The sequence below is a fragment of the Anaerobacterium chartisolvens genome (assembly GCF_003337415.1).
GTDB classification, from domain to species: domain Bacteria; phylum Bacillota; class Clostridia; order Acetivibrionales; family DSM-27016; genus Anaerobacterium; species Anaerobacterium chartisolvens.
Window position 1 is genome coordinate 50,708 of record NZ_QPJT01000022.1, and the last position, 22,594, is coordinate 73,301.

The window sequence follows — 22,594 nt, forward strand, 5'->3', positions numbered from 1 at the left end:
CAGGAATTTAGGGCAGACACGCAGGTCTGCCCCTACAGCAAATAATATATAAATATATTGAAATAAAATTATAGAAAAATGATTATTACAATCAGTACGTCTAATAAATTTTAAACAGATTCTTTAGAATCAATGCTTTTATAATTAAAAAAATTGTTGGTTTATTAATATATATGGTATACTTTTTCTAGTGATTTTTTATATACATACACAGTGCCATGGGCACATGTAATTTACGTGAAGAATATTGCTTGACGGAGGAAACAGTGAGAAAAGTTTATTTAAAAAAAGGGACGGCAGTTGCTTTATTTATAATAATAGCCTTAGCTCTTGTATTGAGATTTTCATTTGTTTTGTACAAGCTCCATGACTTTAAAATAGGCGGAGACGCAAGGAATTACCTTCTTATGTCAAGGCAGCTTGTGGATGACGGAATATACGGGTACTGGTATGACGGCCTGCCCTACGGAGGCAGCCCCGGAATATCCAATGCCAGGGTTACGCCTACATATCCATTGTTCTTAAGCTCGGTATACGCCATCTTTAATGATCCGTACAGGCAAATAACTGCCGTTCGCATCATTCAGGCTCTGACGGGAGGAATTATATCTCCTCTGCTGGCTTTTCTTCTAATGCGGAAGCTTTCAGGCCGTGACGACGGGGCTGTTATCGCCGCGTTTTTTGTAGCAATATACCCCTCGTATATTTACTCCACCACTCAGATTCTTACAGAGGTAATTTCTCTTGCCACAATGCTTCTTTATTTTTACTTTACTGCATTGGGCTTTAAAGAAAAAAAGACATATGCCCACCTGCTTGCGGGAGGGGCATTTGCTGTGCAGATACTTGTAAGGCCGGCAATGCTGCCCCTTTTTGTGATACCGTTTATTTACGGGTGGTTTACATGGTTTAAGAGGGACAGGCGGGCTGTCGTAAAAATATTTGTGCTTAGCGTCATAGGCTTTACAGTGGTTATGCTTCCATGGTGGGTAAGAAATTATGTAACCTTAAACAGGGTGGTGCTGACTGCCGAGGCTGCGGGGAATCCATTGTTGTCGGGAACCTATCCATATATGAGGGACGTGGCAAAGGATGCTCCCGACAGCATAAAGGGAAACTCCGATCTTCAGACGGAGTTTGCAAAAAAACGTATAATAGAGGGCTTTACAACCCAGCCACTGCTGTATTTTAAGTGGTATACCGTGGGGAAAATCCAGTTTATGTTTAAGCTTCCATGGCTGCCGGGCATTTCAACACTTAGGATGCATGATGTTTTTATACATTATTTTATACTTGCATTGGGTGTTATAGGAGGTGCCGCCGCTTTTGTGAGGAGTGTAACGGGGCGTGTCGTTGTTATTTATGCAGTGCTTTTCCTTGGGCTTTACTTAATGTTTGTGCCTGAAAACAGATATGCGTATCAGCTCATATTCTTTTTAATAATGGGAGCCTCATATTTGCTTTGCTTAATGCGTGATGTGATTGGGAAAAGGCTTTTAGGGAAAACATAATATAATGGAGCTGTGTATGTATATGAAGGTTTTAATTATAATTCCGGCATACAATGAAGAAAAGAGCCTGCCGGGGCTGCTTAAAGGTATATCTCAAAACTGCCCGCAGTATGACGTTCTGGTGGTTAATGACTGCTCTTCCGACAATACCTCCGCTGTGTGCAGAGCCTGCGGGGTGAAGGTTGTGGATTTACCGGTGAATTTAGGGATAGGAGGAGCGGTACAGGCGGGCTACAGGTATGCCCTCTACAACGGCTATGACGCCGCCGTACAGGTAGACGGAGACGGACAGCATAATCCCGAATATATAGGCGAGCTTGTCTCCCAGCTGGAAAAGGGAAGCAACCTCTGCATAGGCTCAAGGTTCATTGAAAAGGAGGGCTTTCAGTCCACCTTTAGCAGGAGAGTGGGAATAAAATATTTTTGTACACTGATAAAGCTGATTACAGGACGGAATATGACAGATCCAACCTCGGGCTTTCGTGCCTGCGACAGAAAAGCTATAGAGTACTTTTCCAGAGATTATCCAAGGGATTACCCCGAGCCTGAAACCCTGGTTTCAGCCAACCGAAACAAGCTGATAATTTCAGAAATTCCTGTAATAATGAATGAGCGCAAGGGGGGCAAGTCCTCCATAACAAGCCTTAAGTCGGTGTATTATATGATAAAGGTCAGCCTTGCGGTAATAACCGCGGCAATCTCAAAAGGCGGGAGGTAACGGAGCTATGAACAGGATATTGCAGATCATACTGGCAACTGCGTCAATTCTGTTTTTTATGTTTATTTTTAATATGGTCAGAAATAAAAGGCTTGAGCTTAAGTATGCCCTTGTATGGATTCTTACCAGCTTTAGCTTTATAATACTGTCTCTTTTTCCCGGAATCCTGACGTTCATATCGTATGTCCTGCATATAAAGGAGCCCGTCAACACATTGTTTTTGTCCATACTGTTTTTTCTTTTGATTATTGTATTTACCCTGACGTTGTCGCTTTCGAGAAACGCAAACAGGGTTAAAACCCTCACTCAGGAGCTGGGCATATTGAAGGCGTATATTGAGGAACTGAATAAAAAGGATAAGGCGAAATAAATTTGGAGGTAATCGTTGAACAAAATGGGAAGTGTATCACAATGCAGGATATGCGGAAACGCTGAAGGCAATACAACCTATGATATAAGTGAAACCATGTTTGGGACAGGGGACAGGTTTAACTACTATAAATGCTCCGCCTGCGGCTGCCTGCAGATTGAAGCCGTGCCTGACAACATGGACAGGTTCTACCCTCCGGGGTATTACTCCTTTAAAAGCTCTTCCGTCTCGGAAAGGGCAAAAAGGCTTCAGAGCAGGTACCAATTCTATGGCAGGGGACTTGCGGGACAAATTATAAGCGTTGTATTTCCGGGAGGGAAGGGAGCTATCTACAATTTTTTGTCGCACGCCTTGTCAAAGGGGGAGATTACCTTTGACAGCGGCATACTTGATGTGGGATCGGGTGATGGAAGCGTTTTAAGCTCTCTTGCGCACATAGGCTTTAAAAATCTCACAGGAGTTGACCCGTATATAGCGAAGAGCTGTGAGTGCGCCAATGGCGTTAAGCTTATCAAGTCAACAATCCAGAAGATAGAGGGCACTTATGACTTCATAATGTTCAACCACTCCTTAGAGCATATATTTGAGCAGAGGGAATCGCTTGAGGCGGCCCGTGCAAGGCTATCTCCCGGCGGGATCTGCCTCGTAAGGATACCCCTTGTATCCTGCTATGCATGGCAGAAGTACGGTGTCCACTGGTGCCATATTGAGGCGCCCAGGCATTTTTTCCTGCATTCGGTGGACAGCATGGAAATTCTCTGTGATAAGAGCGGCTTTCAAATTGAAAATACAGTATGGGATTCCAGCGAAAGCCAGTTCATAGGAAGCGAAAGGCATATGAAGGGGCTTGGAATGCTCCAGTTCCCCAGCAACATCACTTACAGGCTGCTCCACTACGGCAGGGTCAGGGAATACAGAAAGCAGGCCGCTCTGCTGAACAGTCAACGCCAAGGCGATCAGGCGGCATTTTTTCTAAGAAGGAAGTAGGGTACAGATTTATATGCTACTTTTTTTGGGATGCATATTCATCAAATACAGAGTATAAATTTTTAAAGCTTATTTGCTTGGATTTTTTGCAGGTACCGTCCGCTAATTTAATTACATCATTATCGTCAATTAAAAATAAAGTGGAAGCATCACTGCTGCGAAACGATATGCTTAGATAAGGCTGATGTATGTCTATATCACATTTATCAAGCTCCGCTTCATTAAATAGGTCCTCAAGCTGTTCTATTTCCTCTGGGCTGTTTATTACGGCAGCATAGCTATTAGTACCATATCCAATTACTATTTCTACTGTATTATCGACTTTTTTTGCGTCAGCAGGATCATCAGCTTTCATTAATGATTGCTGACAACCTGATATGGTTAAAGTGAATACAGACAGATACAACAAAAGTAAAAAATTCTTTTTCATTATTATCCACCCTTTCTATTTTATCTTTTTAAGCTCTGAGTCTTATTCGCCATACACAAATTACAATAAAATAATAACACAAATATTATTTTTTAAGAATATCAGGGAACCCTTTATTCCATTTATTTATCATATTTTATGAGGAATAAATAATGTTCAAGCTTAAACTGGGAACGACAAAATCCGCATAAAAAATACATAAAAAGTGTAAGAAATAATGTATGGGTTTTAATAGTTTACAAAAAAATAACATTTACGACAAAAATAATTACAAAACTTAGTAAATTTTACTTGCAAAAAACGCCAATTAGCGATAAAATATTTGTTAGATAAGGATAAATTACATAATATACGTCAGATAAGGATAAATTATAATATACTTCTTATGTATACATAAATTTCATAACTTGCCCAAAAAAGCAACATTATTTTCCTGTTTTTAGCATAATACCATTTCATTGCTTATAATTTAGGAGGAAATAAAGAATGAGGCAGACAGAGAACGTCGTTTGGAGCAAATTCGTAAAAATAAGCGGTATTAAAAGAAAAGCTAATCTATCCGAGTCTTCTTTGATTGAAGTCAATCCGGCAGGTACGGAAAAAGTGGAATCATTTGTAACATGTACTAAAGAAATCAATGATTTTATATTCTCATCTTCAACTGAAGTTTTAAAGGAAATAGGGGCTATTAGGGAGGGAATGGATCAGGTTTCCATTGCAACCTCGGGGCTTGCAAAAGGAGCGGTAGACAATTGCTATTCCATAGAGCAGGCAAATTGCTCAAGCAGAAGCATTGTTGAAAGCGCGGGAAAAATTTCAGGCGATCTCATGGTGTCTGCCGAGATGGTAAGTCAGGTTAATCACGCCATTGAAGAAGGAAACCTGATGATTGAGAAGCAGAGGGCAACAATAGATAAAAACCGTGAGATTGTTGAAAAGATGGTTGTATCTATGGAAAATGTCAGGCAAAAGGCTATAAAAATAAAAGGCATAACAAAGATGCTGGATGCCATAGCAAGGCAGACAAACCTGTTGTCAATAAATGCCTCTATTGAGGCGGCAAGAGTGGGAAGCCACGGGAACGGGTTTGCTGTGGTGGCGGGAGAAATCAGAAAGCTTGCGGATGACTCCAAGAAGCAGTCAATGGAGATTGACAGTATTATTTCCGATATAAATAATGCCATTGAAATTACCCATTCTGAAATCGAGACCTCTAAAGGCTTTGTTGATGTTCAAAACGAGGTTGTCACCAAGGTAGTTAGCTCCTTCGATATAATCAGCAAGTCTGTAATTCATATAGACACCGATATTAATCATATTTTAGAAGAAAATAAGAGTCTTGAGAATAATATAAGGGATGTCCAATTTCTTTTTGAAAGCATAAGTGCGGTGTCCGAGCAGACTGCTGCTTCAACTCAGCAGGTTTCAAGCACTATTGACGAGCAGGTATCTTACATACAAAGCGTGGTTCTGAAAATTCAGGAGCTCAATAATATGGCGGAGGAAATGATGCGTATTATTGAAGACTATTCAGCTTCATAAGCAATAAAATAAAATATAAATAAGGAGGTATACAATTTATGGGTGAAGGTTCAGGAACCTATAAAATGACGGTTGACAAAGAGTCTAAAATCTTTGTGGCCTTTGCGGAGGGGCTGTTCGATCTCCAGCAGGGAGGAAGCTTTTGCAATGAGTTTATAAGTAGCGCCAAAGGCATACCCAACCAGAACGAATATACGCTGATTGTAGATGTTAAGGATGTCAAGCCCTCATCACCTGAAGTTCAGACAGCACTTGTAAATGCGCTGTCCTTGTATGTGTCTGACGATTTTGTTTTTAAAAAAAGATTCATGACAAGGCTATCTTCTGCAATAGCGCAGTCGCAAATCATGAGGCTGGCTAAGAGCATACCTGACTTTGACAAAAAGCTTACGTTTGTTTCCACTAAAGAGGAAGCTTTAAGCAAGCTTTAAGCTGTTAATCATTTTGGGGGGAGGAGAGCCATGAGCTACCACAACGTTAAAATTAAAGACATAGCTGTATACTATCCTGAAAAAGCTGTCGGGAATGAATATTTTATTGAGCATTTTGAAACAGTCAATGTAGAAGGATTAATGAATCATCTTGGAAGAGAAAAAAGATATTTGGCCGACGAAAATGAAACCTCTCTTTCTATGGCATTTGAGGCATGCCGTAAGGTCTTAAGGTATTCGGGCACCGATGCCGAAAGCATAGACATGATAGTCTTTACCTCAGACACCCCGGAATATACGGCTCCGAGCAATGCTCTGAAGCTGAACCATTTACTGGGTGCAAAAAATGCCCATGTGGTGTATGACCTTAATAATAACTGCATAGGGATGCTGACTGCTCTGGATCAGGTAAGCAGCTATATGAAAATGAAAAAAACACTAAAAAATGTTCTGGTTGTGGGAAGTATGCTGATAAGCTCTGTTGTCAGCAAGAATGATCCCGTTACATACTCCAATTTTGCCGATTCAGCCGCCGCTGTGCTGCTGGAAATGGCTGTTGAGGAAGAGGAACGCGGTTTTATAGGCACCGCCGAATTTTTTACCGATGCAAATTACCATGATTCAATTGTAATGCCCTTATGCGGCTTTGCAAAGATGTACGATGAAAAGCTTGACGAGGACAGCAAAAGGTGGAGCTGGACGCCGTTTGACTTCAGCTTCTTATCCGATAACTGGAGTAAGATTATTCAGCATACCTTGCAAAAAAACAATCTTAAGCCCGCAGAGGTGGATCATTTTGTATTTTCTCAGTTTTCAAAGCCCGATACAATTGAAACTCTGCAAAAGCTGGAGGTAGATTGCACTAACTACTCTTATGTAGGAGACCAGTTCGGCTATACGGGGACGACAAGCCCCATATTCGGGTTGAGGAAAGCTATAAGGGAAGGCAAGGTCAATGAGGGCTCCAAGGTAATTATGTGCTCGGTGGGGGCAGGATACACAATGTGCTCTTTATTATATAAGTTTTAACAAAAAAAATAATGCCGGAGAAAATATTTTCTCCGGCATTATTTTTCTAGGTTTTTAATAAATAGCGGCTTTTACTGTTTGCATATCCAAGGTATATTGCCACTGCTGCTACAATCCAGAAATAAGTGGTTACAGAAGGGGCATCAAAATTATTAAGGCTTAAGTTGGTAATAAGCACTCCGCACATACCCGAAAAGCAGCTCTGTATAATATTTTTATTATAGCTGCTTCCGGCAGTTTTAAGTGCTCTTAGGCTCCAGACAAGCGCATTGTATAAAAGAATAAGGAAGGCTGTAATTCCCCAGAGCCCCATTTCCACTGCAATTTTAAGATAGTAGTTGTCAATATAGAAGGTGCCGGGAATTTTATTTATAGCTGCAACAGCACCCCCGAACCGCCCTAAGCCCACACCATACATCAGGTTTTCCCGGAAGAGCTCAAAGGCTTTGGGCCATCTGCTGTACCGGCCGTCTCTTAAGCTGCTTGTAATGAATTCAGGATTTAGCATATACCCTATCCGGTTTTGCACGGAGGGCACAAACAAGTACGCAAGCAATGCCACAGCCACAAGCCCTACTATTAATCTCTTGTTTTTATTCAGAAAGGCGTATATCACCATTGCCACTCCAAAGCTTATCCATGAGGATCTTGAGCCGGTAAATATAAGACATGCCGTCATTGACGCGGCACATAGCGAGAAGGCTATTTTCTTAAGCGGGCTGTTCTCCGATAAAATCAGAGCAACGGCAATGGGGATCAAGAGAACCAGAAGCGTTCCCAGAGCATTTGGGTTTCCTATGATGGAAAAAACTCTGGGAGCTGATTTTACCTCTACCTTGTCCATCCAGTTTGTGGGGGTTTCAACCCTGAAAATATATTGAAAAATTCCTACCAGCCCCATATACGCGCCGGAGAACATCAATGTGTACAGCACCTTTCTGGCTGCCGTTTCCGATTTTAAAAGCTGAACTATTACAAAGAAGAAAAGCATGTACTCTATAACTGCCCTGAGCCCGTCCATACCCAGCTTAAAGTCCGGCGAATTCATAAACAGAAGGAATATGCCGACAAAAAACATAAGAATAAAGGGAAATTCCATAGGGGTCCATTTATAGGCTTTTTCTTTTCTGTCCGACACCCATTTGTATACCCATACCATTATGCAGAAGACAAGCAGAAGCTCATCCCAGGCACCTGCTAAAAAGGGTATTTTCAAAACATTGTTTGTTATATGGTAGAGTATGGGATACAAAGCCGCAACATATGCCACTCTCTGGTAATCCCTAAGTATAAATACAACAAAAGCAATGCCTCCTGCCAGAGCAATGAAAAGCCCTAAAGGAATAAAGGCTGAAACAGCTCCAAGCAAAAGCCCTGCCAAACCTATTAATATATATAAAACTTTTTTATTCATAACACATCACATCTCATTCCCATATAGAGTGGCATAATTTATAGACTACGCTGCCTTTAATCCATGATTTCCATCTGCTTATAGAAATAAAGGAGGCAAGGAGAAGTATAAAAAGCATCAGCATATAGCCCGTCTTCATCATGCTCCATGTTCCGCGGATAGTAGTTACTGCCGCAAATCCGGCTGCAAAGGGGAGTATTAAGGATGCTCCCACCTTGTACATGCTGCTTTTGCATTCTTCTTTGATTGCTGCTGTAAGGCCTCCTGTCAGGCTATGTCCAAAGGCTTTTATAAATAAATTATGAATCAGTCCTGCAAAATAATCGAGCTTAATGCCAATAAATCTCAAAACCCTATAGGTAACAGAGCTTTTAGCTTTTGAGCTTTTTTTCATGTATTTATCAACCAATGTGCCAATTACGCTTTGCGAACACCATAAGCCCAAGGTTCTCAAGGCTCTGTACAGCACGCTCGCTCTGTACAGCTTTTCTAATTTTACAGTGATACTGTGAAGGATACCGAACAGAATACTTCCGTCTAAAATAGATTTCACATCAATTCCCCCTATTTTATTTCTATGCCCTCTATTACGCCTTTAGCTTCGAAGGTATGGGTCTTGACTATGAATTCCTTGTTGATGGCCACATCCTGTGAGCCCAGCTTTATAATTCCGTTTCCGGAGGATGTCTTCATTGTAAAATCAATAGTCATTTCCTTTCTTTTGGCATCCTGCGAGTACACTATTTGGCCAGCATCATTGCTGCTCATGGCCTCAAGTGCCGTATATGAAACCGATTTTACATAGGCGTTGGGCTCGGGGTTCAGCAAGGAAATCAACTGGCTGCCTTCCTTTAGGGAGGAGGCCACGACTTCATTTCGGACGGTGCATTTCACTGTCACAATTACCTCCTTACCCTCGGAGCTGCGCGGGATAGGGCCTATTTTGGTATCGAACATCTTGCTTCCAAGCACTACAGCGACTAAAATTACCGCAAGTATTACACAAAGATCTATTATATTGATTATTCCAAAAAGCTTTCCTTTTTCATTTACTATTTTCATTAACTTCCACTCCTTAGTTTTGGTTACTTTTTAACAGTGTCTTGCAGTATGTATTGAAAGTTCTTTTTATCTATGCCTCCCATCCTTAAATTTTAGTATTGCCTTATAAAATAATAACTTATCCTAGGCACAAAATCCATTAATAAATTATTAAAGCAGCCTTATTTATGACTTTTCAAACCATAAATTCTCGGAATGGCTTAAAATACCGCAATTATAGTTTAGCACCCGTAAAATTTTGTGTCAACAAAGTGGTTTGAGGGAGGGGAGTATGTTATAATACTTGCCTGCTTTGACGATATAATGATATAGGAAATGTGAATTTTTTTAATGATAATAAGCATGGGGGTAAATATGTTTAAGTTTTTTAAAAAGCAGCCCGAAAAAGCACAGTTTGATAAAAAGGTATTGAGAAAAAATGATATATCGCTCCTTATTCTTGACGAGAGATGGAACGCTCTTTTTGCATATACCGAAAAAACCCCTGAGATAATAAAATGCGAGGAGGAGCTAAAAGAGCTTCTTAAGGAACAGGCAAGACTCATGACTGAATCGAAGGAAATAGGCACTCTCAAGAAAAGCTGTATGGATAAAATACTTAAGCTAACAACTGAGGTTTATGACAATAATAACGAAGAGGCAAAAAACAGCATGAGGGATTGTGAAAGGGAGATAAAAAGGATAAATGAGAGATTTAAAGAAATAGAAGAGCTTCTTGATAATATTCCGGCGCAAATCAGGACGGCAAATATACAGCTTTTAGAGTATACTGTTAATGCGGTTTATTTTAAAATGCGTGCAAACCAGAAGAGAGTAAAAGAACTGGAGGAATTGATAGAGGAGGCTCATGCCAGGCTCAAGGAGTATATTGATGAGAAGGGAACACTGGCGGAGTATGATGCCGATATCTACAGCTACTTTCATGACCTTTTGGGAGGAGAAGAGCTGGAGAAGCTGGACAGGGAATTTTTTAAAGATGGGATAGATTGAAACTTATGAAAATTGTTACTCCTAAGCAGATGAATGAGATAGACAGGCTTACAATAAGCAGCATAGGAATACCCGGAATGGTTCTTATGGAGAATGCCGCCCTTGCGGTTGTGAGGGAAGCTTCAAAGCTTATCGGAGGCCTCGGGAGAAAGAAAATTTTGGTTGTGGCAGGGAAGGGCAATAACGGGGGGGATGCTTTCGCGGCGGCAAGACATATGTACAATTGCGGTGCCAGCGTCAGCGTTTATCTTGTGGCAGACAGCAGAGGCATTACAGGGGATGCAGCGGCCAATATGAATATACTGCGCAACATGGGCGTGGAAATTATTGAGCTGGTGCAGCCTTCGGTGCCGGATGCGCTGAAGCACCATTTGAGCGTATCAAGTCTTGTCGTGGACGGGATTTTCGGTACGGGACTTAAGGGGGAGGTAGCAGGCTTGCCGCGCGCGGTTATCGAATTGGTTAATGAAAGCCGCAAACCCGTTATTTCCATAGATATACCCTCCGGGATATGCGGAAACTCGGGAAGGGTGTTGGGCACTTGCATCACAGCAGCTAAAACAGTGACCTTCGGGCTTCCAAAGCTTGGGCTTTTGCTTCATCCGGGGTGCGAACATGCGGGAGAGCTTGTCGTGGCGGATATAAGCATTCCCACCGGAGTAATTGAGGGACTGCATATAAAAACAAATATTACAGATATGGGGCTTGCCTCCTCTATGCTTCCCCAAAGGCGCAGCGACGGAAATAAGGGAGATTTCGGAAGGGTTTTGATAATAAGCGGCTCACAGGGTATGACAGGAGCCGGCTATCTAGCCGGAGAAGCTGCACTGAGGACGGGTGCGGGGCTGGTCTATCTGGGTGTCCCGGCGGCTCTTTCATCAATTTATGACGTGATGCTGGCAGAGGCTGTTACAATTCCCCTTGAGGATATGGGTACAGGAGTGCTTTCACCGGGCTGCACCGGCAAACTGGAGGAGCTTATGGAACGAATGTCGGCTGTTGCCATAGGCCCGGGGCTGTCAGGCGGTGCCGGTGTTTCTGCGGTAGTCAGGCATACTGCGCGGTTTGCCCGCAAGCCTCTGATAATAGATGCGGATGCCATAAATGCAATAGCGTCGGATATGAGCATTTTGGAGGCTTTGAATACTAAAGCGGTTTTAACTCCGCACCCGGGAGAAATGTCGAGGCTATGCGGGATAAGCATAGAGGAGGTTCAAAGCGACAGAATAGAAACTGCGCGGCAGTTTGCGCTTAAGTGGGGTGTAACCGTAGTGCTGAAGGGTGCGCGGACGGTAACGGCTCTTCCAGGAGGAGAGATATATATAAATACTACAGGCAATGCCGGTATGGCAACAGGAGGCAGTGGAGATGTACTTACAGGGGTCATTGCGTCTCTGTCAGGCCAGGGTGTTCCATTAGAGGATGCCGCGGTGCTGGGGACTTACCTGCACGGGCTTGCAGGCGACAGGGCGGCTCGTGTAAAGGGACAGCACGGGCTTATCGCAGGAGATTTAGTAAGGCATTTACCTGGAGCCTTAAAGCAATTAGTCAAATCAAAATTAGATGATTACCTATAAGGATGAGGGGACATGGACTATAAATTTAACAGATCATGGGCAGAGGTTAATTTGGACAACATCGCCCATAATACACTTGAAATAAGAAAAATTACGAATAAAAGAACAGAAATAATGGGTGTGGTAAAGGCTGATGCCTATGGACACGGAGTAATGGAGGTGACCAGAACTCTTTTGGACAATGGGGTAGGCCGTTTGGCCGTGTCTATGCTGGACGAGGCCATACAGCTCAGGAAAAACGGCATAGATGTGCCCATACTTATACTTAGCTATACCGATCCTGTAAGGGCAGAGGAGATTATAGAAAACGACGTTACCCAGACGGTGTTCAGCAGGGAGCTTGCCGATGCGCTTTCATCTGCGGCAGTCAGGCTTGGCAGGAGTGTGCGCATACACATAAAAATAGATACCGGAATGACAAGGGTGGGCTTCATGCCGGGATACAGCGCTGTTAAGGAAGTGATCGAAATAAGCAAGCTTCCCGGCATTATAATTGAGGGGCTGTTTACGCATTTTGCATCGGCGGATGAGGCGGATAAGAGCTATACATATATGCAATTCGAGAGATTTATGAGCATATGCAGTGAGCTGACCCGCATAGGCATACACATACCTGTCAGGCATGTGGCCAACAGCGCGGCAGTTATGGAATTCCCCGAAATGCATCTGGATATGGTAAGACCGGGAATTATACTGTATGGAATGTACCCCTCTCAGGAGGTTGATAAATCCAAAATTCACTTAAAGCCCGCAATGACTCTTAAGTCCAATGTAATACTTGTAAAGAGGGTGGAGGCCGGAACGGCAGTAAGCTATGGGAGAATTTTCATAACAGACAGGGAAAGCATAATAGCTACTATTCCCATAGGTTATGCCGACGGGTATACAAGAATGCTTGGAAACAGGGCCAGTGTATTGATAAATGGTGAGTCTGCCCCCATTATAGGAAGAGTATGCATGGATCAGTGCATGGTTGATGTCACTGATTTAAGCAATAACGTGTCGGTAGGGGATGAGGTGGTGCTTTTCGGGGGTCAGGGAGAAAGAAATATAAGAGTCGAGGACATCGCATCCATGGCGGGCACTATAAATTATGAGGTTGTGTGCCTGATAGGAAAAAGAGTTCCAAGATTTTATTTTCAGGGAGGAAAAATTTTAAATGTCCTTAACTATCTGATATGAGCGCATGTATCCCGTCATATATATAATCGTTAGAGCCTTACAGAAACCAGTTCCAATAAAGCAGTAACAAATTTTTAATTTGACCTGCCATTGAACTGGTAATATAATATATTATATACATCTTCGTAATTTTTTATAGTATTTTGAACAGTAATTCTACAAATGTGCATTTGAAGCATATATTTATATAGAGGCATTTATTTTATGCTTATACATTTTTATCCTCTTTATTGAGAAGCATATTACTGCGAGGATTTAATTTATTTTATTTTGCAGCCCGAATATAGAAATGGGGGGTATTATTTTGGCGGAATTAAGAAAAATAATTATCAGCCTTCCTGATAATTTACTGAAGGAAGTAGACTGTATAGTGTCTGAGGCAAAGAGTAACAGGAGCGAATTTGTTCGGGAAGCAATGAAGCTGTATATCAGGGAAATAAAGAAGATAGAAATGAGGGATAGGATGAAAAGAGGCTATCAGGAGATGGCTGAAATAAACATCAGACTAGCCGAAATGTGCATTGAAGCGGATAATGATCAGCAAAGAAAATATGAAGAAAGGCTTGGGGAGTTGGATAGATAGTGGTAATAAAACGTGGAGATATTTTTTATGCGGACTTAAGCCCGGTAGTAGGGTCGGAGCAGGGCGGAATAAGACCGGTTTTAATAGTGCAGAATGATACCGGCAACAAATACAGCCCTACAGTTATAGCGGCCGCGATCACATCACAGATAAATAAAGCTAAGCTGCCTACACATATAGAAATAAGCGCTCAGGAGTATGGGCTCATGAAGGATTCGGTCATACTTTTAGAACAGATAAGGACTATAGACAAGCAGAGGCTTAGGGAGAGAATAGGGCATCTGGACGGAGAGCTTATGGAAAGAATTAATGAGGCGCTGAGTGTGAGCTTTGGATTAGAGAGTGTATAAACAAGCTTTAATGATATAGCTTTAACCACACCATTAAAAATTTTTTAATACATATTGTACAAGCTTATATAGACTGTGATTTAAATTGAATTATAACTGGGGGTCCGTTTCGAGAGGGGATGTGGCCTCCTTTAAATTTGCACTAATACTGTAATCAAAACACCGTAAAAATCCGAATTATATTATATAGGATACAATAAAGATTTTACAAACATGGAGGATATAATTGCTTACAGAAATTTTTAACTACAACGAAAAGACGCCTTGCGGGGAAATGTCTCACGGGTATGTCATCAGGCGCTTTTCTTAGATGTATTCCTTACGGGTCAAAAAAATTTCTTCCATCAAATTATATACTCCATGTAAAATCTTTATTGTTAATTATATTATAAGAAGTTGTTTACTGCATTCGGTTGGTGCTGTGCTTACCGGAGATATATTATGCTGCAGGATGCCGGGGAGGTTTCATGAAGAGGGATTTTGTTGTAAGGCTGTTTGCTCTGGCCATAATTGCAATACTTTTATACAGATTCGGGATAGTGCCCATAACAAGAGAGTCGGCAAGGGATTGGACAAAGGGGCTTGTGAGTGATAACGGAATTTATGATGTTATAGTGGTTGGAGAAGAGCCTGAGGGTATATCTGCCGCGACGGCTTCCGCCAGAGCAGGTGCAAGAACGCTTCTGGTGGCTGAGGGCAAGGGCCTCGGAGGAAGCGTTTCAAAAAGCCTTGCCGTTGATATGGAGGCCAGCTATGGACCCGGGGGTGAAGCCCTGAACAAAGGCTTCTACGGAGAAATCAGCAGAAGGATAGGGACTCCCTTCGTTATTGATAATTACATAAGAACAGTAGAGGATATTGTTAAAAAGCAAAAAAGCCTTGATGTGATTTATAGTGCCGGGATCGTGTCTCCGATATTTGAAGGAATGGCAATAAAGGGAGTGAATATAAAGTTAGACGGTGAGGAAAGGAGCTTCTATGGAAAACGGTTTATAGACGCAACGGTGGACGGGATACTGCTTAAAATGTGCAATGTCCCCTGCTTTAAGGGCTCTGAGGACTTAAATATGCCTGACAGCTATATGCCGGTACGGCTTAATTTCATGCTTAGAGGGGTGGAGGCGGAAGGCGTGCCTCAAATACAAAATAGGATTAATTCTATAGTGAGCCGCTACAGGCTGTCGTATATAGACTCTGATGTACGGAATATAGCCATAATTCCGCAAGGGGGCGGGAGAGCGGTTATGGAGGGAATACGGGTTTTAAATGTTGACGTATCCGACCCGGAAGCTCTTAAGGTCGCATATGACGGCGCTGTACAGGAGGCGGTAAGCCTCACACGGTTTTTAAAGGAAGAAACCCCAGAGCTTAAGGGCATAGAGTTTGAAGCACCGGCGCGGGAGCTGCTTGTAAAGGAGTCTGTGCATTTTATGGGAGAGTATGTGCTTGAGGTAAAGGATATTTTAGAAAACAGGGATTTTCCCAATAAAGGCTTTGTTTGCTCAAGGCCTGTGGATGCGGGGAAATTTGCCGGAAAAGGCACATACGTAGTGGGAAAGCCTGTGCAATACTCTGTGCCCTTGGGAAGCCTTGTTCCTCTGAAAACGGACAATCTCATGATGGTGGGAAGAAAGGCGTCCTATTCATCACTGGCCTCCTCCAGTGCGGGAGGCTTTGCGGCGGGAATCTCGGCGGGGCAGTCGGCTGGAATAGTTTCGGTATATTCAATAATAAATAATTATACTCCCAGAGAGGTGGCAAATGAGAAAGATGCTGACAAGGTAAGCGAGCTTCAGGGCATACTCAGAGCGGAAGGGGCATATCTGCCGGATATCAAGGAGGAAAATCCTCTTAAGTCCTCGTGGGCATACCCGTCAATAATACAGCTTGCAAGCCTTGGACTTATCTCGGGGGGAGAGGCAAATAATTACCTGCTGCAAAAGGACGCGACACAGAATGAGCTTGTGACATTGTTAATTAACGGTATTTTCAGGCTTGCGCCGGACAGGTACTCATTGGAGCTTGACTCGCTCTTAAGACGCTATGCTTCTGAAAGCAAGCTTACGGGAGAGATGGCGGCGGCAATACTGCTTTCATTGCATAATGAAGCGGCGGAAGGTGGTGCTGCCTATGAGAAGGCACGTGATAAAGGGTACATAGACGGCTTTATGAACTCCAGACTGTCAGATGAGGGTATACTTAAAATAGAAGACGTATTCTACCTTGCGGATTATGCCATAAGGGAATATACCGGCAAGGGAATACTGAGCTGATATTCTTAGCCTCCCTTTATTCTGGTAAATAACGCGAGTAAAATATATCTGGGAAGCTTAAGCATCCTTTTAAAACGCCACGGCTCCTTGTAAAGCCTGTAGAGCCATTCAAGACCGTTTTTTCTAAAAAACTCCGGCGCAAGGCGCACTGTGCCGGCAAAAACGTCAAGGCTTCCTCCAACTCCTATGCATACCTTTACCTTAAGACTGCTCTTGTTGGAGTAAATCCACTTTTCCTGCTTGGGTGCGCCCAGAGCCACCAGCAGAATGTCGGCATTTGAAGAGTTTATTTCATCTATTATAGCCTCATTATCCTCTTCCCGGAAATATCCGTTCCTGCAGCCTGCAATTTCTACATCAGGGTACCGCAAGAGAATGTTTTTGGCTGCCTGCTCTGCTACTCCCGGCTTGCTCCCGAAAAGGAAATACCTTATTTTGGGATTCATAGAAATTGAAAAGGAGTTCCGTACAAGGTCAATACCGGAAACCTTTTCAGGAAGGCTTACTCCCAGTATTTTTGAAGCCAGAACCACTCCTGCGCCGTCTGCGATGACCATATCCGATCCGTTCAGTATGCTTTTTAAGCTGTGATCGGTATGCGCATCCATCATAATCTCAGCATTAGGAGTGAATATGGTATGAACGCCGCCTTCCTCCAAAAAAATTCTTAACTGGCGAAGGGCCTGCCGCATTGTAATGTGATCTACATATACTCCCGTTATATTTGATTTATCCGACATAAAAGCCTCCTTAGCCTTCCTTTTCCTCTATAAGCCTTACTGCAATTTGAGCATTCTGCAAAGCTTTTTCCTTTAACTGTGAGGTGATTTTGTTCAACTGACCCTTTATTTTGCTTTTATTGAGCCAAACATCATCTATTATTACAACCAGCCTGTCGTAATTTAAGTCTTCTATGCTGCCTGCCGAAGCCTGATGAAAGTATTCAAGAAAAGCCTCAACCTTGGGGTCATAGACAAGACCTATAACGGGTATACCGAGATTTGCCGCATATATAAGGGAATGGAGCCTCATGCCTATAAGCATTTCCATCCTGCTGATTATGCCCAATATCTCACTTACCTGATACTGTCCAGTCAGAATATAGCCCTTGCCCTTCATTTGTGATACAATACGTCGGATAATTTCAGTGTCGGAGGGCTGCATAGGTATAAAAACAGGGATTGAACCATACCTGTCGATAACATAATCGGCGGCGCGTGCTATCACAGTGTGGTCGTAAACAGAGCTATTCTCACATGACCTTGCCGAGAAGCCTATAAAGGAATGTGATAAATCAATGCCTTCCGCAGACAGAATATCATCGGCGTTTTTTGAGCTTATCGGAACCACGGTGAGGGACGGGTCGGCGGTAACAAGAATCTCAGGGCTGTTTATGCCCAGATTGGAAACCTCCCGGCGTGAAAATTCCTCCCTTAAGGTAATTACATCAACCTGATTCAGAACTATTCTTGTGAGTTTTCTGTTAAAGCTTTTATTTATTGGGCCTATCCCGTTTGCATATACCATAACCTTAGCTCCCATTTTTTTGGCAAGCCATGTGGCTCCGAGATAATATATGAGCGAGCGCGTGCTTGTATCATCCTGCATGAGATTTCCTCCTCCGTTTATAAACAGCTTGGATCTTCTCATGGCCTTTGTAATGCTTATAATATTAAGCCTGTTAGTGGAATCGACGTTATGGCTTTTCTTGGTTTCCATGGGATTATGGGACAGAACCATTATTTTTACATCCTTTTTATATGTGCGTATATCATTTATAATTGCCATCAGTATGGCATCGTCTCCGCTGTTTTTAAACCCGTAATAGCCTGAAAGAATTATATCGTATAAATGCCTGCTTCGGCTTCTGGCAAGCAGAGTGCCGTATATTTCAAGCTGGGTTTTGCGCATACTGTCAAGAGAATAGTGCAGCTTGGCCTTAGAGTACAGCATATCTCCAATTTCAAGCCTTTTGGAGGTGTTGTCCGAAAGCTCGATTATATGCCTCCCAAGGCTTTCGTGGTCGCCGGGATTGAAAAGATACCCATTAATGCCGCTTTCTATTAAGTCGGGTATGCCTCCCACATTGGTGCTTATTGTAGCTTTCTTAAGAAGCGCGCCCTCAAGTATTGAATACGGGAAGCCCTCACTCAGCGAGGACAGCACATTTATATCTATCACACTTAAGAACTCAAAAATTTCGCTCACCCATCCCAGAAAATATACATTATCCTGTAAACCAAGCGAGGCCGCCATCTGCTCCAGCGAGCTGCGATCCTCTCCGTCACCCGCTATAAGGAATTTTACCGAGGGGTTTTTGTCCGCCACAACTCCAGCGGCTTTTATAAATGTTCCTATACCCTTAACAGGAGTAAGTCTGGCCAGAATTCCCACCACTACATCGCCGGACTGTAAGGGAACATTATATTTTTTGGCAAATTCCTCTCTGCCGTGAATTTTTACATCTATATTGAAGTCTATTCCGTTAGGTATAGTAAAAAGCTTGTTGGGCATAAAGCCTCTGTCAATAAGCTTTTCTCTTAAATCACTTGAAACACATATGTAATTGTCTATCAGACGAAGCGCAATGGAATTGATGACTCCAAAGGAGTATTTCTTAGGGATGCTGTGCATATAATCAAGCCTGTAATCACTATGAACAGTGGTTACTATGGGGAGGCCGGTGAATATTTTGGATATAACGGCAAACATATTGGCCTTTGCGCCGTGCGAGTGAATAATATCATAATTTCCCGAGTTTATGATTTTAATCACACGAAGTATATCCAAAATGATATTCCCTGAATATACAACCTGCGTGTCAATGCCGGCAGCCCTTGCCTCATCTGCAAAATCACCTGCGCGCAGACTTATAAGCTTTACATCTATGTTTTTTCCGAGGTTTTTAATAAGGGAAACGACATGGGTTTTTGCGCCTCCGATATCCCCGCCGCCGGTCAAATGTATAACTTTCATGGAAATCTCCTTTTAAACTAAGTCATTATTTCTATACCATGCAATCAAGCTTTGAAGTCCTTCGGAAACAGTAATCCTTGGCTCATATCCGAGTAATGCGGAAGCTTTTGATATATCGGCCATTGAGTGCTTTACATCCCCTGCTCTGGGAGGCTTGTAGCCTGGGACAATATCTGTCCCTAAAATTTTATTCAGTATTTCTACCAATTCATTTAAAGTCATACTTTGGCCGCCGCCTATGTTTATTATCTCCGAGGAGCCTGTCCATGGACAGGCGCAAGCCTTTAGGTTGGCATCCACAACATTGTCTATGTATACAAAATCACGGCTTGACAGTCCGTCTCCAAAAATGACGGGGGATTTGCCTTTAAGCATAAGAGAGGAGAATATGGAAATAACCCCTGAATAAAATGAAGAGGGGTCCTGCTTTGGGCCAAACACATTAAAATACCTGAGCGACAGCACCTGAAGCCCGTAAACATTATAAAAGGCCCTTGCATAATATTCCTGTGCAAGCTTTGCCACAGCATAGGGAGACTCAGGCTTAGGGGGCATATCCTCTGTCTTGGGCAGAGTGGGATCGTTTCCGTAGGCTGCTGCCGATACTGCCTGTACTATTCTCTTGACGCTTCCGCAGTCCACTGCGGCTTTAAAAAGGTTCACCGTAGAGTTGACAATACTCTCATTAACGGCGCACGGATCCTTTACCGACAGCTCAACAGACGGGAGAGCCGCATGGTGCAGAATGTAGTCCATGCCCTCGGTCGCCTTGCGTGCCGTACTGTAATCCGATAAATCTCCGCATATAAAATCTATGTCCTCAGCAAAGCCCTTTATATTTTCAAATCTTCCTGTAGAGAGGTTGTCTAAAATTCTTACACTGTGGCCTTCCTTTAAAAGCCTCTCCGCAATATTTGAGCCTATAAAGCCGGCGCCTCCCGTTATAAGATACTTATTCATTTTTAAATTGCTCCACTCCTGTTTTAGTATAGTTTATTTTATAGAGTTTTGTTTGTCAATAAGGCACAGTGCATCTATGACATCCCTCCGTCGGAGCCTTGCAGGGTTTATGGCCCCCATTCCCAAGCCTTTATTGTCATTTCGGCTCCAACTTATATTTTTGCCTTCGCACGCCTTATCCAGAAAGCTTTCAAACTCCTTTGCAGATACCGGCTCATCGGGATTGAAGCGATGCTTTGAGTCCAAAAACACCTTAAACCACGGCTGAAGCAGCGCCCATTCCGCACTTCCCTTAACATGGCCGCTTACGTTGTGAGGAGTGAGCATAATTGCAAGCTCACCCTTTGTAAGCACCCTGTCAGCTTGAAAGGTGTTGTTCCTATAGCCTATGCAAAAACCCCTGCCTGCAAGATACCTGGCGCTTTCAAACACAGGGTCGCTGTCGTCTATATCCTCAAAGGGAGAAAGTGCTATAAGCTCCGATGCGGTAAGCACCTTATAGCCCGCCTCCGACAAAAGCTTAAGCTGCTTTTCAAGGGAATGTGCAACAGGGGTCTGCTTTGACATATTGCAGCCATCCTTGTGAAATATAATCTGACCGTTTAAGCAGGAGGGATCTCTGAGAAGTGCCTCCTCCAATGGCCTGACCATATCCTCCACGTCCTTTTGGTAGCTTCCGCAGGTCGCCTTCCAGCCTCCCCCGTCATAGCTTGCTGCGATATACTGATACCCCATATGGCTGAATGCGTCATAGGCACTGTGGTTGTCGGGTATTTTATCTATGTAGTGCGGGGGCCTTGCAAGCCTTATGGTATAATTCAACTCCTTCAACACAAGGCTGTGAAGCTTCCATAAATCGTCTATTACCTCCTGCAGCTTTTTAAAATATTCTCTTTGCCGGTATACCAGTCTCATTGGCCCAAAAAGAATATGCCTGTAGCCGTGGTTTGACAATTCGTGTCCTTCTGCTATCATCCTTGACGCAAGGCCCAACTGGTTTTTAACTCCCGCCAGTGAGTCCTTTTGAAAGTCGGGATAGTGATCAAAGCGCAAGCCTCCCCATGAAAAGGAATTGAGGCTTCCCCTTTTGTCGGGATAGTTATCCTCCGTTGTACCTATTACATTAAAGGTAGCTCTGGCATTGTACTTGTTCAGTGCATCCAGAATTACCTCCGTGAGCTTTCTTTGATCAGTACTGCTGTCCCATGGGCTCGGAGCAACGGCGCACGGGCCGTCGTCAAAGGTCATAGCGACATACCGTACACCCTTTAAGGGTGCGGTTCTTTCTATTCTTCTTACGGGGCTCAAATGCTGCCCGGCTATGGATTTTTTACGGATTTTCCTGTAAGAATTTATTTTTCGTGCGGCATCGTAAATGAACATTATTCTCCACCCTTCTCGTATTGTAAGCCGGCCCATCCCTCTAACGGCTTAGGCCCTATTCCCGAAAGCCTTGCACATTCCATTGCCACAGAATAGGCCATCTTTATTATGGGCTTACAGGCCTTGGTATATGATGAGGTCTTAAAGCTTTTGAGTATCTGGCTGGCTGGCTGGTATACTCTTGAGGTAGCCGAACCCCATACCCTCCCGCTTCCAGACCTTAAGGCGGCGTATATACCCGCCTCCGCGCTCATGCTGCTGTTTGCGACAACGGGTATGTATTCCCAGAAGGAATGTCCTATTTCTCCAAGCCAGTGGGCATCGCTTCCGGCGCAAAAAGCCTTATTATGCCTTATGGCTGCCTGTTGGGCCTGTAAATTTGCCTGCATATTCCTGCACAGCGAAGCCCTGCTGTTGTATATCTCAATGCCATCCACCAGCTCAAGCACATCCTTGTGATAAGCAATGGGATTTCTGAAGGGGTGGGCAATAAAAACCAGAGCATCCTGGCTGTGAGCTGCATCTAAAAGCTCACGCCAGTAAAAGCGCATGAGAGAGTCTCTTAAAAGCCCGCATTTTTCAAGGCCCTGCTTTAAAAAATACACTAAAAAATGCCCCTGATCGGTTGAATACTCCGCTCCCGGAATAATCATAATATCTGCCGGAGAAAGCTCTAAAGCCTCCATGCTTCCGTCAAAGCAGTTGTGATCGGTTATTGAAATGCCGTAGAGGCCGGCTTTTCTCGCCTTTTCAATTATATCGGACACCCTGCTCCGGGAATCGGGAGAGTACCTTGAGTGAATATGAAGATCAAATTTCAAAACAG

The 22,594-nt window shown here is 43.2% G+C and carries 22 protein-coding genes; 13 read left to right on the top strand and 9 right to left on the bottom strand.

Going from position 1 to position 22,594, the window contains the following annotated elements; translation table 11 throughout:
• Window positions 1-266: 266 nt before the first annotated feature.
• From DFR58_RS16615 to DFR58_RS16630, 4 genes are read left to right on the top strand one after another with little or no spacing between them, the layout of a single operon-like run.
• Complete coding sequence (locus tag DFR58_RS16615) at window positions 267-1,511, top strand: ArnT family glycosyltransferase (RefSeq protein WP_170138196.1); 1,245 nt, start codon at window positions 267-269, stop codon at window positions 1,509-1,511.
• Between the two features lie 22 nt (window positions 1,512-1,533).
• On the top strand, window positions 1,534-2,229 hold the full coding sequence (locus tag DFR58_RS16620; RefSeq protein WP_114299010.1) for a glycosyltransferase family 2 protein: 696 nt from the start codon (window positions 1,534-1,536) through the stop codon (window positions 2,227-2,229).
• A 7-nt stretch (window positions 2,230-2,236) separates the two neighbouring features.
• On the top strand, window positions 2,237-2,599 hold the full coding sequence (locus DFR58_RS16625; RefSeq protein WP_114298980.1) for a DUF2304 domain-containing protein: 363 nt from the start codon (window positions 2,237-2,239) through the stop codon (window positions 2,597-2,599).
• Between the two features lie 24 nt (window positions 2,600-2,623).
• Window positions 2,624-3,586 (top strand): class I SAM-dependent methyltransferase, encoded by a 963-nt coding sequence (locus DFR58_RS16630; protein WP_242987689.1) that lies wholly within the window; start codon window positions 2,624-2,626, stop codon window positions 3,584-3,586.
• A 16-nt stretch (window positions 3,587-3,602) separates the two neighbouring features.
• On the opposite strand, the gene DFR58_RS16635 is transcribed toward DFR58_RS16630, so the two are convergent.
• Window positions 3,603-4,016 carry a hypothetical protein gene (locus tag DFR58_RS16635; RefSeq protein WP_114298982.1) on the bottom strand — a complete coding sequence of 138 codons (414 nt, stop codon included), beginning with the start codon at window positions 4,014-4,016 and terminating at the stop codon, window positions 3,603-3,605.
• A gap of 486 nt (window positions 4,017-4,502) precedes the next feature.
• Here DFR58_RS16635 and DFR58_RS16640 point away from each other — a divergent pair, with 486 nt between their 5' ends.
• The 3 genes from DFR58_RS16640 to DFR58_RS16650 are packed head-to-tail and all read left to right on the top strand — an operon-like array spanning window position 4,503 to window position 7,018.
• Window positions 4,503-5,558, top strand: a complete 1,056-nt coding sequence (locus DFR58_RS16640) for a methyl-accepting chemotaxis protein (RefSeq protein WP_114298983.1) — start codon at window positions 4,503-4,505, stop codon at window positions 5,556-5,558.
• Window positions 5,559-5,596: 38 nt separating this feature from the next.
• Window positions 5,597-5,989, top strand: a complete 393-nt coding sequence (locus DFR58_RS16645; RefSeq protein WP_114298984.1) for a hypothetical protein — start codon at window positions 5,597-5,599, stop codon at window positions 5,987-5,989.
• 30 nt (window positions 5,990-6,019) lie between these two features.
• Complete coding sequence (locus DFR58_RS16650; RefSeq protein ID WP_114298985.1) at window positions 6,020-7,018, top strand: ketoacyl-ACP synthase III; 999 nt, start codon at window positions 6,020-6,022, stop codon at window positions 7,016-7,018.
• A gap of 46 nt (window positions 7,019-7,064) precedes the next feature.
• On the opposite strand, the gene DFR58_RS16655 is transcribed toward DFR58_RS16650, so the two are convergent.
• From DFR58_RS16655 to DFR58_RS16665, 3 genes are read right to left on the bottom strand one after another with little or no spacing between them, the layout of a single operon-like run.
• On the bottom strand, window positions 7,065-8,432 hold the full coding sequence (locus tag DFR58_RS16655) for an O-antigen ligase family protein (protein ID WP_114298986.1): 1,368 nt from the start codon (window positions 8,430-8,432) through the stop codon (window positions 7,065-7,067).
• A 13-nt stretch (window positions 8,433-8,445) separates the two neighbouring features.
• Window positions 8,446-8,985 carry a hypothetical protein gene (locus DFR58_RS16660; protein ID WP_114298987.1) on the bottom strand — a complete coding sequence of 180 codons (540 nt, stop codon included), beginning with the start codon at window positions 8,983-8,985 and terminating at the stop codon, window positions 8,446-8,448.
• An 11-nt stretch (window positions 8,986-8,996) separates the two neighbouring features.
• Window positions 8,997-9,494, bottom strand: a complete 498-nt coding sequence (locus DFR58_RS16665) for a DUF4330 domain-containing protein (RefSeq protein WP_114298988.1) — start codon at window positions 9,492-9,494, stop codon at window positions 8,997-8,999.
• A 354-nt stretch (window positions 9,495-9,848) separates the two neighbouring features.
• Here DFR58_RS16665 and DFR58_RS16670 point away from each other — a divergent pair, with 354 nt between their 5' ends.
• The 6 genes from DFR58_RS16670 (at window position 9,849) to DFR58_RS16695 (ending at window position 16,449) form a co-directional block, all read left to right on the top strand.
• Window positions 9,849-10,484 carry a hypothetical protein gene (locus DFR58_RS16670; RefSeq protein ID WP_114298989.1) on the top strand — a complete coding sequence of 212 codons (636 nt, stop codon included), beginning with the start codon at window positions 9,849-9,851 and terminating at the stop codon, window positions 10,482-10,484.
• A 5-nt stretch (window positions 10,485-10,489) separates the two neighbouring features.
• Window positions 10,490-12,061: an NAD(P)H-hydrate dehydratase gene (locus tag DFR58_RS16675; RefSeq protein WP_114299011.1), complete on the top strand. Its 1,572-nt coding sequence runs from the start codon at window positions 10,490-10,492 to the stop codon at window positions 12,059-12,061.
• Window positions 12,062-12,073: 12 nt separating this feature from the next.
• Window positions 12,074-13,243, top strand: coding sequence for an alanine racemase (alr, locus tag DFR58_RS16680; RefSeq protein WP_114298990.1), 1,170 nt, complete (start codon window positions 12,074-12,076; stop codon window positions 13,241-13,243).
• Between the two features lie 304 nt (window positions 13,244-13,547).
• On the top strand, window positions 13,548-13,826 hold the full coding sequence (locus tag DFR58_RS16685) for a CopG family ribbon-helix-helix protein (protein WP_114298991.1): 279 nt from the start codon (window positions 13,548-13,550) through the stop codon (window positions 13,824-13,826).
• A complete protein-coding gene (locus DFR58_RS16690; RefSeq protein ID WP_114298992.1) occupies window positions 13,826-14,176 on the top strand; it encodes a type II toxin-antitoxin system PemK/MazF family toxin in 351 nt (116 codons plus the stop codon). The genes DFR58_RS16685 and DFR58_RS16690 overlap by 1 nt, the downstream gene beginning before the upstream one ends.
• Before the next feature lie 467 nt (window positions 14,177-14,643).
• Window positions 14,644-16,449 carry an FAD-dependent oxidoreductase gene (locus tag DFR58_RS16695; protein WP_114298993.1) on the top strand — a complete coding sequence of 602 codons (1,806 nt, stop codon included), beginning with the start codon at window positions 14,644-14,646 and terminating at the stop codon, window positions 16,447-16,449.
• A gap of 5 nt (window positions 16,450-16,454) precedes the next feature.
• On the opposite strand, the gene DFR58_RS16700 is transcribed toward DFR58_RS16695, so the two are convergent.
• Genes DFR58_RS16700 through DFR58_RS16720 form a run of 5 tightly spaced genes read right to left on the bottom strand, consistent with a single transcriptional unit; the run spans window position 16,455 to window position 22,589 of the window.
• Window positions 16,455-17,189: a WecB/TagA/CpsF family glycosyltransferase gene (locus DFR58_RS16700; RefSeq protein ID WP_114298994.1), complete on the bottom strand. Its 735-nt coding sequence runs from the start codon at window positions 17,187-17,189 to the stop codon at window positions 16,455-16,457.
• 10 nt (window positions 17,190-17,199) lie between these two features.
• On the bottom strand, window positions 17,200-19,425 hold the full coding sequence (gene csaB, locus DFR58_RS16705) for a polysaccharide pyruvyl transferase CsaB (protein WP_114298995.1): 2,226 nt from the start codon (window positions 19,423-19,425) through the stop codon (window positions 17,200-17,202).
• Window positions 19,426-19,437: 12 nt separating this feature from the next.
• Window positions 19,438-20,385, bottom strand: a complete 948-nt coding sequence (locus tag DFR58_RS16710) for an SDR family oxidoreductase (RefSeq protein WP_114298996.1) — start codon at window positions 20,383-20,385, stop codon at window positions 19,438-19,440.
• Between the two features lie 33 nt (window positions 20,386-20,418).
• Window positions 20,419-21,768 carry a polysaccharide deacetylase family protein gene (locus DFR58_RS16715; protein ID WP_170138197.1) on the bottom strand — a complete coding sequence of 450 codons (1,350 nt, stop codon included), beginning with the start codon at window positions 21,766-21,768 and terminating at the stop codon, window positions 20,419-20,421.
• Complete coding sequence (locus DFR58_RS16720) at window positions 21,768-22,589, bottom strand: PHP domain-containing protein (protein ID WP_170138198.1); 822 nt, start codon at window positions 22,587-22,589, stop codon at window positions 21,768-21,770. Before DFR58_RS16720 ends, DFR58_RS16715 begins: the two co-directional genes overlap by 1 nt.
• Window positions 22,590-22,594: the final 5 nt, after the last annotated feature.